12 protein-coding genes are annotated in these 14485 nt (G+C 67.0%); 7 read left to right on the plus strand and 5 right to left on the minus strand.

The features are described from left to right. Positions 1–10: 10 nt before the first annotated feature. Positions 11–652 carry a DUF1285 domain-containing protein gene (locus ACVINW_RS01475; protein WP_456749657.1) on the minus strand — a complete coding sequence of 214 codons (642 nt, stop codon included), beginning with the start codon at positions 650–652 and terminating at the stop codon, positions 11–13. Between the two features lie 230 nt (positions 653–882). On the opposite strand from ACVINW_RS01475, the gene ACVINW_RS01480 reads away from it, so the two are divergent. The 6 genes from ACVINW_RS01480 (at position 883) to ACVINW_RS01505 (ending at position 10903) form a co-directional block, all read left to right on the plus strand. Beyond that, on the plus strand, positions 883–1887 hold the full coding sequence (locus tag ACVINW_RS01480; RefSeq protein WP_456749658.1) for an AAA family ATPase: 1005 nt from the start codon (positions 883–885) through the stop codon (positions 1885–1887). Further along, entirely contained in the window at positions 1887–2828 is a 942-nt protein-coding gene (locus ACVINW_RS01485; protein ID WP_456749659.1) for a DUF58 domain-containing protein, read from the plus strand. Before ACVINW_RS01480 ends, ACVINW_RS01485 begins: the two co-directional genes overlap by 1 nt. Continuing rightward, positions 2828–5641 carry a DUF4159 domain-containing protein gene (locus ACVINW_RS01490; RefSeq protein WP_456756268.1) on the plus strand — a complete coding sequence of 938 codons (2814 nt, stop codon included), beginning with the start codon at positions 2828–2830 and terminating at the stop codon, positions 5639–5641. Before ACVINW_RS01485 ends, ACVINW_RS01490 begins: the two co-directional genes overlap by 1 nt. Before the next feature lie 120 nt (positions 5642–5761). Further along, on the plus strand, positions 5762–7825 hold the full coding sequence (locus tag ACVINW_RS01495) for a hypothetical protein (RefSeq protein ID WP_456749660.1): 2064 nt from the start codon (positions 5762–5764) through the stop codon (positions 7823–7825). A 172-nt stretch (positions 7826–7997) separates the two neighbouring features. Next, positions 7998–8423, plus strand: coding sequence for a DUF2946 family protein (locus tag ACVINW_RS01500; protein WP_456749661.1), 426 nt, complete (start codon positions 7998–8000; stop codon positions 8421–8423). Between the two features lie 110 nt (positions 8424–8533). After that, complete coding sequence (locus ACVINW_RS01505) at positions 8534–10903, plus strand: TonB-dependent receptor (RefSeq protein WP_456749662.1); 2370 nt, start codon at positions 8534–8536, stop codon at positions 10901–10903. Between the two features lie 190 nt (positions 10904–11093). On the opposite strand, the gene ACVINW_RS01510 is transcribed toward ACVINW_RS01505, so the two are convergent. The 3 genes from ACVINW_RS01510 to ACVINW_RS01520 all read right to left on the minus strand — a co-directional run bounded on the left by ACVINW_RS01510 (position 11094) and on the right by ACVINW_RS01520 (position 12591). Next, positions 11094–11411, minus strand: coding sequence for an EthD family reductase (locus ACVINW_RS01510; RefSeq protein WP_076867107.1), 318 nt, complete (start codon positions 11409–11411; stop codon positions 11094–11096). 113 nt (positions 11412–11524) lie between these two features. Beyond that, on the minus strand, positions 11525–12037 hold the full coding sequence (locus ACVINW_RS01515; RefSeq protein WP_050387376.1) for a GNAT family N-acetyltransferase: 513 nt from the start codon (positions 12035–12037) through the stop codon (positions 11525–11527). 65 nt (positions 12038–12102) lie between these two features. Continuing rightward, positions 12103–12591: an NUDIX domain-containing protein gene (locus tag ACVINW_RS01520; protein WP_456749663.1), complete on the minus strand. Its 489-nt coding sequence runs from the start codon at positions 12589–12591 to the stop codon at positions 12103–12105. A gap of 171 nt (positions 12592–12762) precedes the next feature. On the opposite strand from ACVINW_RS01520, the gene ACVINW_RS01525 reads away from it, so the two are divergent. Continuing rightward, the gene (locus ACVINW_RS01525) at positions 12763–13650 is read left to right on the plus strand and encodes a metallophosphoesterase family protein (protein WP_456749664.1); all 888 of its coding nucleotides are present in this window, start codon (positions 12763–12765) and stop codon (positions 13648–13650) included. Here ACVINW_RS01525 and ACVINW_RS01530 read toward each other — a convergent pair. Then, positions 13647–14414 (minus strand): glycine-rich domain-containing protein, encoded by a 768-nt coding sequence (locus ACVINW_RS01530; RefSeq protein WP_456749665.1) that lies wholly within the window; start codon positions 14412–14414, stop codon positions 13647–13649. The two genes, ACVINW_RS01525 and ACVINW_RS01530, sit on opposite strands and share 4 nt — an antisense overlap. Between the last annotated feature and the right edge of the window lie 71 nt (positions 14415–14485).

Genomic DNA, 14485 nt, shown 5'->3' on the forward strand with positions numbered 1-14485 from the left:
AACGGCTCGTTCAAAGTGCGCCCCTCACCTGACTGGCATCGGCCATCGAGAAAAACTCGCCGCCGGACTCGATGCCGAACATCTCCTGACCATCGACCATCCGCTCCTCGCCCATGTCAACCAGATCGTAGTAGAGCGCGCGGGTCACCTTCGCCCACAGGTCGGCGCGGACATGCAGATAGGGCGTCAAGCCGCCATCCTCGGCGGCTTCGAATCTGAGGCCGTGGCCCTTCTCGCAATCGACCCAGTCGTCGACATTGGTGCGGAACCTGAGCAACCGGCCGCGCGCGTCCTGCTCGGTCTGCATTTCCACGGCAAGGAACGGCGCATCGTCGACGCGGATGCCGACTTTCTCCACCGGTGTCACGAGAAAGTGCTTGCCGTCCTCGCGCTTCAGGATTGTGGAAAATAGCCGCACCAGCGCGGGGCGGCCGATCGGCGTTCCCATGTAGAACCAGGTGCCGTCGGGCGCGATTCGCATGTCGAGATCGCCACAGAACGGCGGATTCCACAAATGGACCGGCGGCAGGCCCTTGCGTCCGGCAGGCCCCGATGCCGCAGCTTGATTGGCAGCGGCGGTGAGCCCGTCGAGGCCTCTGCTTCCGAGCCCCGTAATTTCACTGCCGGAATCGCTCTGCCCTTGCTTCGCCATTGTTTGCCCTGAAGTTTCCGACCTTCAATCTGGCACGTTTGGTGCACATATCCTGAGATGTGGTCGGGATGTCATTCTCGCCACATCGTGATGCCGTTCATACCCTGAAATACCGATAAGGTGGGGATAGTTTAATTCAACGAATACATGGCCTTCGCGCAGGTTTAGCATGAGGGTCATGAGATGACGACGCAGGAATCGCGCGCAATCGTCGAGAAGGAGCGGATCGAATGGCCGGTGCAGACAGCGTCGAGAAACTGGAGGATGTGATCGTCCGTTCGGCCGAGCAGGTCGCGGGCCAGATCAAGGCCGCCAAGGAAGCGGTGTCCACGGTCATTTTCGGTCAGGACCAGGTGATCGAAAACACCCTTGTGACGATCCTGTCCGGCGGCCATGCGCTCTTGATCGGCGTCCCCGGTCTCGCCAAGACCAAGCTGGTCGAGACGCTCGGCGTCACGCTCGGGCTCGATGCCAAGCGCATCCAGTTCACGCCCGATTTGATGCCCTCGGACATCCTCGGCGCTGAAGTGCTCGACGAGAGTTCGGCGGGCAAGCGTTCGTTCCGCTTCATCGCAGGTCCGGTGTTCGCGCAGTTGCTGATGGCCGACGAGATCAACCGCGCCAGCCCGCGCACCCAGTCGGCGCTGCTGCAAGCCATGCAGGAGCAGCACATCACCATTGCCGGCGCACGGCACGATCTGCCGAAGCCGTTCCACGTGCTCGCGACCCAGAATCCCCTCGAGCAGGAAGGCACCTATCCGCTGCCCGAGGCGCAGCTCGACCGCTTCCTGATGGAAATCGACGTCGACTATCCCGATCGCGACGCCGAGCGGCGCATCCTGTTCGAAACCACCGGCGCCGAAGAGGCGCATGCCAAGCCGTCGATGGACGCCGAGACGCTGCTGTCGGCGCAACGCCTGGTGCGGCGCCTGCCGGTCGGCGATTCCGTGGTCGAAGCGATCCTGACGCTGGTGCGCGCCGCGCGCCCCGGCACCGAGGGCGGCGAAGCCGGCAAGCTGATCGCCTGGGGACCCGGTCCCCGCGCCAGCCAGGCCTTGATGCTGGCGGTGCGCGCCCGCGCGTTGCTCGACGGCCGCCTCGCGCCATCGATCGACGACGTGCTCGATCTCGCCGAGCCCGTGCTCAAGCACCGCATGGCGCTAACCTTCTCGGCGCGCGCCGAGGGCCGCACCATTCCGGACGTGATCAAGCAATTGAAGACGCGGATCGGTTGATGGCGGCAGAGAACAGGCACCAGAACGAGGAGATCTTGGCGGTTCGACGTGCCGATGGCGAAAGCCGAACGCTCGCCGCATCGTTGCCGCGCCTGGTGCTTGAGGCTCGCCGTGTCGCCGCCAACGTCATCCATGGCCTGCACGGCCGCCGCCGCGCCGGCGCGGGCGAGAACTTCTGGCAATATCGCCGCTTCGTCTCCGGCGAACCGGCGCAGCGCGTCGACTGGCGCCGCTCGGCGCGCGACGACCATCTCTACGTCCGCGAACAGGAATGGGAGGCCGCGCACACCGTGTGGATCTGGCCCGACCGCTCGCCGTCGATGGCCTTTGCCTCGCGCGAGGCGCGCGACAGCAAGCTCGAGCGTGGGCTGATCGTGGCGTTCGCGCTTGCCGAGCTGCTGGTTGCCGGCGGCGAACGCGTCGGCATTCCCGGCCTGCTGAACCCGACCGCGAGCCTCAACGTGATCGACAAGATGGCGGAAGCGATGTTGCACGACGACAAGACGCGCGCGAGCCTGCCGCCGTCCTTCGTGCCATCGTCGCTGGCCGAAGTCGTCGTGCTGTCGGATTTCTGGTCGCCGATCGCGGAGATCACGACGATGCTGGCCGGGCTTTCCTCCTCGGGCGCGCACGGCACCATGATCCAGGTCGTCGATCCGGCCGAAGAGAGCTTCCCTTATTCGGGCCGCGTCGAGTTCGTCGAGCCGGAGGTCGGCAGCGCCATCACTGCGGGCCGCGCCGAGAGCTGGGCGAGCGACTATTTCGCCCGCGTCGCGCTGCATCGCGACCAGATTCGCGCCGAGACCAACCGGCTCGACTGGCTGTTCTCGACCCACACCACAAGCCGCTCCGCGGCCGAGCTGCTGCTGTTCCTGCATGCCGGCATGATGGTGAGCAAGGGCGGCGGCCGCTCAACCGTCAAGGCGGGGCGCAGCGCATGATCGCAGGCCTCCCCCTCTCATTCGCCGAACCGCTGCTGCTGCTGGGGCTGGTCAGCCTGCCGGTGCTGTGGTGGCTGCTCCGCGTGATGCCGCCGCGGCCGCGGCGGGTCGAATTCCCGCCGACGCGGCTGCTGTTCGACATCGCGCCGAGGGAAGAGACGCCGTCGCGCACGCCGTGGTGGCTCACCCTGTTGCGGCTCGCCGCCGCCGCGCTCGTCATCTTCGCTGCCGCCGGGCCGATCTGGAATCCGCAGACCGGCGTTGCCGCCGGCAAGCAGCCGCTGGTGATCCTGCTCGACGACGGCTGGAGCGCCGCTTCGAGCTGGGATGCGCGGATCAAGGCAGCGGACGAACTGATCACCAATGCCGACAGCGACCGCCGCGGCGTCGCGCTGGTGCCGCTGTCGGAGCCTGCGCGCGACATCACGCTGATGCCGGCCGGCGCCGCGCGCGTCGCGCTGCGCCAGCTCGCGCCGAAACCCTACTCGGTCGATCGCGTTGAAACCCTCGCCACGCTCGGGCGTTTCCTCAAATCGACCGGCGACTGCGACATCGTCTGGCTGTCCGACGGCGTCGACACCGGCCGCGGCAGCGAGTTCACCGAAGGTCTCGGCAAGGTGATCGAGAGCCGCAATCTGACGATCTATGCCGGCGGCGCGCAATCCGCGCAGGGGCTGGTCGCCGCCGAGAACGCCGCCGCCAAGATGACGGTGAAGGTGCTGCGCACCGAGAACGGCATCGCGGCCGGGACGGTGCGCGCGGTCGACGCCAAGGGCTCGCCGATTGGCGAGGCCCGCTACAGTTTCGGCCCGCAGGATCGCGAGACCGAAGCCGCGTTCGATCTTCCGGTCGAACTGCGCAACGATATCTCGCGGCTCGAAATCTCCGGCGAGCACTCCGCCGGCGCCGTGCAGCTGCTCGACCGGCGCTGGCGCCGCCGCGCCATCGGCGTGGTCTCGGGCGCGAGCAACGACACCGCGCAGCCGCTGCTGGCCTCGACGTTCTATCTCTCCCGCGCGCTGTCGCCGTTCGCCGACATCCGGCTCGGCGATCGCGGCGCGCCGCAGCAGGTGATCGGGCAGTTCCTCGATCAGCGGCTGCCGATGATCGTGATGGCCGATGTCGGCACGCTGTCGCCGGAGATCCGCGACCGGCTCAATGCCTGGATCGAGCAAGGCGGCGTGCTGGTGCGGTTCGCAGGTCCGCGCCTCGCCCAGGCCGACGACGACCTCGTTCCGGTCAAGCTGCGCCGCGGCGGCCGCACGCTCGGCGGCAGCCTGACCTGGGAGAAGCCGCAACACATGGCCTCATTCGCCGCCGACGGCCCGTTCGCGGGCCTCACCGTGCCGAAGGACATCACCGTGAGCCGCCAGGTGCTGGCCGAGCCCGACGCCGTGCTTGCGACCAAGAGCTGGGCCTCCCTCGAAGACGGCACACCTCTCGTCACCGGCGAGCATCGCGGCAAGGGCGTGGTCAGCCTGTTCCACGTCGGCGCCGACATGCGCTGGTCGGATCTGCCGATGTCCGGCACCTTCGTCGAGATGCTGCGCCGGCTGATCGACATGTCCGGCTACACCTCGAAGCCGGGCCCGGGCGTCGCCAGCGATCCCACCGCCGAGATGGTTGCGCCGCTGCGCACGCTCGACGGCTTCGGCGTTTTCGGCCCGCCGCCCTCGACCGCCAAGCCGATGCCGGCGGATTATCGCGACCGCGGCACCGCCGATCATCCGCCCGGCTTCTACGGCAGCGCCGAGAGCCCGATCGCGGTCAATACGTTGGCCTCGGCCGACCGCATCGCGCCGCTCGACACCTCCGGCCTGCGCGCCAAGCATGCGACCTACACCAACGCCGAGCCGCGCGACCTGCGCGGCATCATGCTGTCGACCGCGCTCGCGCTGTTCCTGCTCGATGCGATCGTGGTGGCGATGCTCGGCGGCGGCCTCGCCGCGCTGATCCGGCGTCGCGCCGCACCGGCGGTGCTCGCCCTGATGTTCGCCTCGGCGTTCACGCTGGTGGCGATCGCACCGTCCCCGACGCGGGCCGAGACCAGCGACGAGTTCGCGATCAAGGCGGTGACGCAGACCCGGCTGGCCTATGTGGTGACCGGCAATGCCGACGTCGATTCCATCGTCAAGGCCGGGATGTCCGGTCTGACGCTGTTCCTCGGACAGCGCACCGCGCTGGAAGCCGGCGACCCGGTCGGCATCGATCCGGCGCGCGACGAGCTGGCGTTCTTCCCGTTGATCTACTGGCCGATCGTGCCCGGCGCGCCGAAGCCGCCGCAGGACGCCATCAACAAGATCGACGCCTACATGAAGCAGGGCGGCACGGTCATCTTCGACACCCGCGACGCCGTCGAGGCGCCGCCGGGCGACAACGGTTCGTCGCAGACCCCGGGGATGCAGACGCTGCGCGAGTTGCTCTCGACCCTCGACGTGCCCGAGCTCGAGCCGGTGCCGCGCGAGCACGTGCTCACCAAGACGTTCTATCTGCTGCGCGACTTCCCCGGCCGCTTCAACTCGGGCCAGACCTGGGTCGAGGCGCTGCCGCGCGAGGACGATGACGAAGCCGCGCAGCGCCCCGCGCGCGGCGGCGACGGCGTCTCGCCGATCATCATCACGTCGAACGACCTTGCCGGCGCCTGGGCGATCCGGCCCGACGGGCAGCCGATGCTGCCGCTGACGCCGGGCGAGCCGCGCCAGCGCGAATTCGCCTTCCGCGCCGGTGTCAACATCGTGATGTACACGCTGACCGGCAACTACAAGGCCGACCAGGTGCACGCGCCTGCCCTGATCGAGCGGCTGGGACAATAGAGATGCGAGTGACCCAGCTGCCAACGCCGTCATTCCGGGATGGTCCGAAGGACCAGACCCGGAATCTCGAGATTCCGGGTTCGATGCTTTCGCATCGCCCCGGAATGACGGAGTAACACCATGAACTACGGTATCGCGTTCACACCGCTGGTTCCTTCGATCGTGCTGTGGCTCGGGCTCGGCGCGATCGTCGTCATCGCGGCACTGCTGCTGGTGTCGCGCGCCCGAGGCGCCGCGGTGCGTGTCGCCGCGCTCGCGCTGATCCTGCTGGCGCTGGCCAATCCCTCCTTCACCCGCGAGGACCGCGAGCCGCTGTCCTCGGTCGCCGCGGTCGTGGTCGACAAGAGCCCGAGCCAGAATTTCGGCATGCGCAACCAGGAGACCGAGAAAGCCAAGCAGGCGCTGGTCGACAGCCTGAAGCAGATCAAGGGCCTCGAGGTCCGCGTCGTCGAGGCCGGCCAGGCCGACGGCGAAACCGACGGCACCAAGCTGTTCGGTGCGCTGACCTCGGCGCTGTCGGATGTTCCGGTCGAGCGTGTCGCCGGCGCGTTCATGATCACGGACGGCCGCGTGCACGACATTCCGGCCAACGCTCAGGCGCTCGGCTTCCAGGCGCCGGTGCATGCGTTGATCACCGGCCGCAAGGACGAACGCGACCGCCGCATCGCGATCACGGCGGCGCCGCGCTTCGGCATCGTCGGCCAGACCCAGACCATCACTTTCCGGCTCGACGACCAGGGCGTCACCGGCGAGCGTGCCAAGGTCACGATCCGCCGCGACGGCGAGGTGATCAACGAGCGCACGATGACCTCGGGCCAGACCTCGAGTGTCGATATCGACATCAAGCATGCCGGTCCCAACATCGTCGAGATCGAGGCCTCGCCGCTCGAAAACGAGCTGACGCCAGTCAACAACCGCGCCGTGGTCGCGATCGACGGCGTCCGCGACAAGCTGCGCGTGCTGCTGGTGTCCGGCGAGCCGCATGCCGGCGAGCGCACCTGGCGCAATTTGTTGAAGTCCGACCCCAGCGTCGATCTCGTGCACTTCACCATCCTGCGTCCGCCGGAGAAGCAGGACGGCACGCCGATCAACGAGCTGTCGCTGATCGCGTTTCCGACCCGCGAGCTGTTCCAGCAGAAGATCAACGAATTCCAGCTGATCATCTTCGATCGCTATGCCCGCCAGGGCGTGCTGCCGATCGCCTATTTCGACAACATCGCGCGCTATGTCCGTTCCGGCGGCGCAGTGCTGGTTTCCGCAGGCCCGGACTACGCCTCGACCACCAGCATCTGGCGCACGCCGCTGGATTCGGTGCTGCCGGCCGAGCCGGTCGGCGTCACCGAGAAGCCGTTCTATGCGCACCTCAGCGATGCCGGGAAACGCCATCCGGTGACGCGTGGGCTGGAAGGCTCGAATGCCGAGCCGCCGCATTGGAGCCGGTTCTTCCGCACCGTCGACACCCGCAACGCGATCAACCCGCCGGTCATGACCGGCGCCGACGGCAAGCCGCTGTTGCTGCTGTCACGGTTCGGCGAAGGCCGCGTCGCGCTCTTGCTGTCCGACCAGATTTGGCTGTGGGCACGCGGCTATGAGGGCGGCGGCCCGCATCTCGATCTGTTGCGGCGGGTGTCGCACTGGCTGATGAAGCAGCCCGACCTCGACGAAGAGGCGCTGCGCATGCAGGTGCAGGGCAAGGATTTGATGGTGGTGCGCCAGACCATGGCCGACACCGTCGCGCCGGTCACCGTGACGTCGCCGAGCGGCGCCACGCATGAACTGACCTTGACCGCCGGCGATCCCGGTGAGTGGCGCGCCACGCTGCCCGCGAGCGAGCTCGGCCTCTGGCAGGCCACCGACGGCACGCTGAAAGCGCTGATCAATGTCGGTCCGACCAACCCCAAGGAATTCTCGGAAGTCACCTCGACCACCGAGACGCTGAAACCGCTGGCGCAGGCAACCGGCGGCGACGCACGGCGCATTGTCGACGGATCGAACCTCGATATGCCGCGCGTCGTGCCGGTGCGCGCCTCCACGATCTTCCGCGGCGACGGCTGGCTCGGCGTCAAGATGCGCGACGCCAGCGTGGTCAAGGGCGTCGGCGTGCTGCCGATGTTCGCGGGCCTGGTCGGCCTGCTGCTGCTGCTCGGCGCATTCGCAGCGACCTGGCTGCGCGAGGGACGCTGAGCCCGATAGTGCGCAATGTCCAATCGCCCCCGTTGCTTCAATCACACACCAGCAACGGATCGACACAGTGTGTCTGAACCACCGTTGACATCGCGGCCACCCTCCGATGTTATAATATAACATCGGGCGGCCAGGGAACGAGCGCCGTCCCGATCGGGTGGGCTCAATCGGCATGAACTGGTTCCGGAGACACATCAAGACGGGCTCGCGGCTGGCGCTGTTCGCGCTCGCCGTCCAGTTCGTGCTGTCGTTCGGACATTTCCATCCGATCCCGGCCGCGCAAGCCGCGCCCGCGGTTCGGAGCGGCGGCCTGTCGCTGCTCGATCTCGCCTATATCGGGACCTCGGCAACGCCTGATCTCGCGGTCCAGGTGACCGGCACGCAGCCGCCCTCCGAACAGGACCGTGACCGGCATCCGCCCGACAATTGCGCGATCTGCGCCGTGATGTCGCTCGCGAGCAGCATGCTGTTCACGGCGCCGCCGGTGCTGTTGCTGCCGGAAGCCGTCGAACTCCTGTTCCGCACCACCAATGCCGAATTCACCCATCTGAAGTCGGCGCCTGCGGCGTTCCGTTCCCGCGCACCTCCTCTGTCCTGACCTCGACTGATTGCTGCACGCCCTGAGCGGACGCCGCGTCACGATGACGGCCGGTTCCAACAGGGCAAATCGGAATCGATCCGTCATTTCGACGGCGCTGGACCAGGACAATGACACTTCAGACGAAACGAGCACTCCACATCGGAGGCGCGAGCTGGCTGCTGCTCGGCGCAATGCATGGCGCCGCACTGGCCGACGACCCGCCGGCGGCGCAACTGCCTGACATCACCGTGACGGCGCCGAGCCCGATCCAGCGCCACCGCACCGTGCCGACACGCACGCCGACCCGCGCAGTCCGCGCCGCGCCGAGCCGCATCCGCGAACGCGCTGCCGCCGCGCAACCGGCGCCTGTCGCAACGGCACCGGCGCCGCAGCAGGGTGTGCTGCCCGTCGTCACCGACCAGTTCGCGACCGTCACCGTGGTCCCGAACGAGGAGCTGCGGCGCTCCGGCGGCGCCACGCTCGGCGATCTCCTGTTCTCGAAGCCCGGCATCACCGGTTCGAGCTTTGCGCCCGGCGCATCGAGCCGGCCGATCATCCGCGGCCTCGACGTCAACCGTGTCGGCATCGTCGAGAATGGTCTCGGCGGCGGCGGCGTTTCGGATCTCGGCGAAGATCATTTCGTCCCGATCGATCCGCTCTCGACCAACCAGATCGAGGTGGTGCGGGGACCTGCTGCGCTGCGCTACGGCTCGACCTCGATCGGCGGCGTGGTCAGCGCCACCAACAACCGGATTCCCGACGCGATGCCGACCTGCGCGGCGACGCCGTTCCAGACTTATGGACTGCCGGTGAAGGCGCCGCTGGCCGATGCCGGGGGCCCCGGCTGCCTCAATGTCGAGACCCGCACGTCGTTCAGCTCGGTCAATCGCGGCGTGGAAGGCGGCATGCTGCTGGATGCCGGCGGCAACAATGTCGCGGTGCATGCCGACGTCTATGGCCGCACCACCAGCGACTACAGCATTCCGAGCTATCCGTATCTGTTCGACCAGACCCGGCCGGTGGGCGGTCGCCAGCCGAATTCGGCGACGCAGTCGGACGGCGCCTCGGTCGGCGCGTCCTATTTCTTCCAGGGCGGCTATATCGGCGCGGCGATCACCCAGAACGACTCGCTCTACCACATCCCCGGCATCGACGGCGCCGATCACCAGACAAGGATCGACGCGCACCAGACCAAGATCGCCGTCAAGGGCGAGTACCGGCCCGATGCGGCTGCGATCGACGCCGTGCGGTTCTGGGTCGGCGCCACCGACTATCGTCACAACGAGCTCGGGCTTGCCGATCCGGCCGACCTGACCAGCGACGGCGTGCGCCAGACCTTCACCAACAAGGAGCAGGAAGCCCGCGTCGAGGTGCAGATGATGCCGTTCAACGCACGCTTCGCCACGGTGACGACAGCGGTCGGTTTGCAGGCCGGACATCAGGAGCTGACCGCGCCGAGCCCGGACGATCCGGGCGCGCTGTTCAACGGCCTCTGGAGCCCGAACAACAACAACCGCGTTGCCGGTTACGTGTTCAACGAGTTCAAGTTCACGGATACGACAAAAGCGCAGATCGCGGGCCGCATCGAGCATGTCGAGCTGCACGGATCGACGCCGGATTTCCCCGCGGACTTCCTGCCCGACGGCGCGCCGCAGAGTTCGGTGTCACGCAATCCGTCCTACACGCCGGTCAGCGGCAGCGTCGGGTTGATCCAGAACCTGCCCGGCGATCTCGTCGGCAGCATCACCGCGCAATATGTCGAGCGTGCGCCGAAGCCCGCCGAGTTGTTCTCGCGCGGCGCGCATGATGCGACCGCGACCTTCGACATCGGCAATCCGAACCTGACCATCGAGACCGCGAAATCGGTCGAGATCGGCCTGCGCAAGGCGACCGGACCATTTCGTTTCGAGGCCACCGCCTACTACACCCGCTTCAGCAATTTCATCTATCGCCGCCTGACCGGCGTGATGTGCGGCGGGGATTTCGATTCCTGCGGCAATGGCGATCCCGACAACGAGGCGCGCCAGGCGGTCTATTCGCAGCGTGACGCGACCTTCCGCGGCGCCGAATTCCAGAGCCAGCTCGACATCGGCCCACTCAACGGCGGCATCTGGGGCATCGAGAACCAGTTCGACGTGGTGCGCGCCACCTTCACCGACGGCAGCAACGTGCCGCGGATTCCACCGGTACGGCTCGGCGGCGGCGTCTACTGGCGCGACAGCAACTGGTTCACCCGCGTCAACCTGGTGCACGCCTTCGCGCAGAACGACATCGCTGTCATCGGCGAGACCCCGACCGCAGGCTACAACCTCTTGAACGCGGAGGTGACCTACGACACCAAGCTGACTTCGTCTTGGATCGGCGCGCGCGAGATGACGCTCGGGCTGGTCGGCAACAACCTGCTCAACCAGAACATCCGCAACTCGGTGTCCTACACCAAGGACGAGGTGCTGATGCCGGGCCTCGGCGTGCGGGCTTTTGCGAACTTGAAGTTCTGAGACAAGCGAATCCCTCTGCCGTCAGCGGCAGAGGGATCACGGTCGTGTAGCCCGGATGGAACGAAGCGCAATCCGGGAAGGCTGCACACGCGGTAGGACTGTTCCCGGATTTCGCGGAGCCTGTCATCGAGCGCGCATTCGCGCGACCCGTTGGCTTCATCCGGGCTACAGGCCCTCGGCGATACAGGCCTCAGTGCCCGACGACGACTTCGCTGATCTGGATCACCGGCTGCAGATCAGTGTAATTCGGAATGTCGCCCATGATCTCCTGGGCGTGCTTGCCCATGGCGGCCCCGAAGGCCTCAACCGAGTCGCAGAAGATGTGGCACATCCCGACATAGGTTGCGGGTTGCCCCGGCGCGCCACCGGCGAGACCCTTGTCGACGGTGTAGTATTTGCAGGCGTCGCCGAGCCGCGCCTTCACCAGGGGCATGTGCTTGTCGCGATAATAGTCGTGATCAAAGCGTGCGCCTGGATTGTTCGGATACATCACACTGACCTTGATCATGGCGCGCACTCTCCCTGTTGATATGACATGCGCCGGTCTTGTCCCGGCGCTTGCCTCAACTGTGCTTCAGTTTCCGAGAGCGTGCAACCGTTCCCGCGACATCAGCGGGAACATCAGATCGCCTTGCTCCAGTCCGGCTGGATCGGGCCCGACACGCCCTCGAACGCGCCGTCGACCAGTTCCATGACAAGCAGACGACTGTAGTCGACCGGGCCCGGCATCGTCATCCGCCCCTTCGGCACCGGCTTGAAGCCGACCCGCGCGTAATACGGCTCGTCGCCGACCAGCACGATCAGCCGGTGGCCCTTGGCACGGGCATCATTGATCGCACGCTCGAGCAGCGCACGGCCGACGCCGCGGCTGCGGAACGGCGGCTCCACCGTCAACGGCCCGAGCATCAGCGCCGGCGTATCGCCGATCGTGACCGGCAGCTGACGCACCGAGCCGACCAGCAGCGTGCCGATCCGCGCCGTGAACGAGACATCGAGCAGATGATCGACATGCTCGCGCAGCCGGTAGGCGCTGAGCACGAAGCGGCCGGGCCCGAAGGTGCGCTCATGCAGGCGCTCGATCGCCTGGGCGTCTTTCGGGGTCTCGGGCAGGATGGTCAGGGACAGTTCGGTCATTGTGGGGCGCGGGATAGCATCTGGCGCGAGCGCGGTCCATCACCGCCACGTCGCCGTCGGCGACATCACCGCCATGTCGCCGGCGGCGGCCTGCCCTCAAGCACCTCCGCGATCCGCAGCCGCGTCCCGGGGGTGGTCTCCTCAGGCAGATCGGCCGGATCGAAGAAGCCGCAGGCCACGATCTCGCGATTCGGCTCCGGCAGCCGGTCCTGGCGGTAGTTCCTGACCACATAGACCGCGACGTGATCGCGCGGCGAGACGTGGCTGTTGTGGAAGATGCCGTGCAGCACCGGCTCGCCAGTGAGCTCGATCCGCCCCTCCTCCTCCAGCTCACGCCGCAGCGATTCGATAAAGCTCTCGCCGACCTCGACCCCGCCGCCGGGCAGATACCAGCCGTGGACGTAGCTGTGCTTGACCAGGAATACCTTGTTGTCGGCATCAAGCACCACGGCACGGACGCCGAGCGTCATGCTGCGGACCAACCGCCAGTAGAAATGAAACACCCACCTGATCTGCGGCTCGTAGCGCTTGCGTAAATCCAGCAGGATCGTCACTGAACCCTCGACATCATGGCGTTTGATCCGTGCTTTGATCCTTGCATTGATCCTTGACTTGATCCTTGCGCGGCCGCGCAGCTCTTGCCAATACAGGGTACGACGTTCGGGATAGCACGACATGACCGGCTGCCGGCCACTTTTCGAGGACAATCCGAAGGAAATTGCCTGATGGCGGCGTTCCGTCTCGCGCATCTGTCGGACCCGCATCTGCCGCCGCTGCCGGCAGCGCGGCTGCGCGATCTCGCCGGCAAGCGCGCCTTCGGCTATTTGAACTGGACGCGCAATCGTCACAAATACCACCGCCGCGACGTGCTCGACGCACTGGTGTCGGACATGCAGGCGCAGCAGCCGGACCATGTCGCCGTGACCGGCGACCTCGTCAACCTGGCGCTCGATGCCGAGTTCAATCCGGCGCGGCAATGGCTGGAGGGCGTCGGTGGCGCCGCGGATGTCACCGTGGTCCCCGGCAATCACGACGCCTATGTGCGCGCGACGCGGCATCGCTTTATCAGTCACTTCGGCGACTATCTGCGCGGCGATGCCGATGGCGCCACGACGCATTTTCCGTTCGTGCGACGCCGCGGCCCGGTGGCGCTGATCGGCGTCTCCTCGGCGGTGCCGACACCGCCGCTGATGGCGACCGGCTGGCTCGGCCATGCCCAGCTCACAGCGCTCGATGCGATCCTCGCGCAGCTGTCGCGAGAGGATGCCTTCCGCGTCCTGCTGGTACATCACCCGCTGCACTCCGACGGCCGCGCCAAGCGGCTGACCGATTCGCATCAGCTCTTGGCGCTGCTCAAGCGGCACGGCGTCGAGCTGGTGCTGCACGGCCACGACCACGTCCATTCGACGATGTGGTTCGACGGCCCGGAGCGGAAGATCCCGGCGATCGGCGTGCCGTCGGCATCGGCGCTGGCGCGCAAGCACTATCCGGCGGCGGCCTACAATTTGTTCGCGATCGAGCGCGACGGCAATGGCTGGCGCTGCGAGCAGACCGTACGCGGACTCGGCAATCACGACGGCATTCGCGAGATCAAGCAGATACGCTTGTCCTAATCCCCGCCACCGCCGCCGCAACCACCGCCGCAGCCGCCTCCGCTATCGCCGCCGCCGCCACCACCGTCGCCGCCTCCATCACCGCCGTGGCCACCGCCTTCGCCGCCGCCACTGCCGTCGCTGCCGGCATCGCCAAAGCCAGCAGACGATCCATCGATCGATGAGTCCGAGAAATCGCCGCCGCAGTAGGGTGTGTCGGCGCCGATGCCGCTGCGGCGCAGCGCCTCGCAATCGGTGTGATAGACGAAGCCGCCCGGAATGTTCAGCTTGGCATCGAGCGCGAACAGCAGCGGCAGTCGCGTCGGCCGGACCGGATCGATGTTCTCGTATTTGCAGCAATACCACCAGACCCGCCGCAGCCCCTCATTGCTCCTACGCCGCTCCTTCACCAGCACAACGGCCGGCGTGTGATGCAGGAAGGTGCCGAAGGCGCGGCGGCAGAACGCGTCGTATTCGCGGGTGTAGAGAATGAATTCGTGCCAGAGCTCGTCGGCCGCCTGCGACGGCATCGAGACATAGCGCTTGCCGCTCATCAGATGCGCGAGGAAGAACTGGCGCAGGCCGCGCGACACCAGCGCGCTGTCCTTGCGGGAGAAGCCGGGGTGATGCTTCTCCAGCCGGGCCAACAGGCCCGCCGGCCATTTGAAGGTGCGGATGTATTCGGCGCGGCGCAACGTCTGCCACTTGCCGAACAGCACGGCGCTGCCGACCACCGCGGCCGCGGCCAGCATGCCGAAAAATGCCGAGGCGGGTGTTATGACCACGATGCCCCAGCCCCTTCCATTATTTGAGCATGATCTCCGCGCAAACGCGTTCCGCGTTTGTCGCGAGGGAA

This window comes from Bradyrhizobium sp. USDA 4461 (genome assembly GCF_054055655.1).

What these genes read in the sequence shown, in the direction of transcription:
- ACVINW_RS01505 (WP_456749662.1), top strand. Translation starts at nt 8,534, where the DNA reads ATGACACTTCAGACGAAACGAGCACTCCACATCGGAGGCGCGAGCTGG.
- ACVINW_RS01510 (WP_076867107.1), bottom strand. Translation starts at nt 11,411, where the DNA reads ATGATCAAGGTCAGTGTGATGTATCCGAACAATCCAGGCGCACGCTTT.
- ACVINW_RS01515 (WP_050387376.1), bottom strand. Translation starts at nt 12,037, where the DNA reads ATGACCGAACTGTCCCTGACCATCCTGCCCGAGACCCCGAAAGACGCC.
- ACVINW_RS01495 (WP_456749660.1), top strand. Translation starts at nt 5,762, where the DNA reads ATGAACTACGGTATCGCGTTCACACCGCTGGTTCCTTCGATCGTGCTG.
- ACVINW_RS01475 (WP_456749657.1), bottom strand. Translation starts at nt 652, where the DNA reads ATGGCGAAGCAAGGGCAGAGCGATTCCGGCAGTGAAATTACGGGGCTC.
- ACVINW_RS01485 (WP_456749659.1), top strand. Translation starts at nt 1,887, where the DNA reads ATGGCGGCAGAGAACAGGCACCAGAACGAGGAGATCTTGGCGGTTCGA.
- ACVINW_RS01525 (WP_456749664.1), top strand. Translation starts at nt 12,763, where the DNA reads ATGGCGGCGTTCCGTCTCGCGCATCTGTCGGACCCGCATCTGCCGCCG.
- ACVINW_RS01480 (WP_456749658.1), top strand. Translation starts at nt 883, where the DNA reads ATGGCCGGTGCAGACAGCGTCGAGAAACTGGAGGATGTGATCGTCCGT.
- ACVINW_RS01500 (WP_456749661.1), top strand. Translation starts at nt 7,998, where the DNA reads ATGAACTGGTTCCGGAGACACATCAAGACGGGCTCGCGGCTGGCGCTG.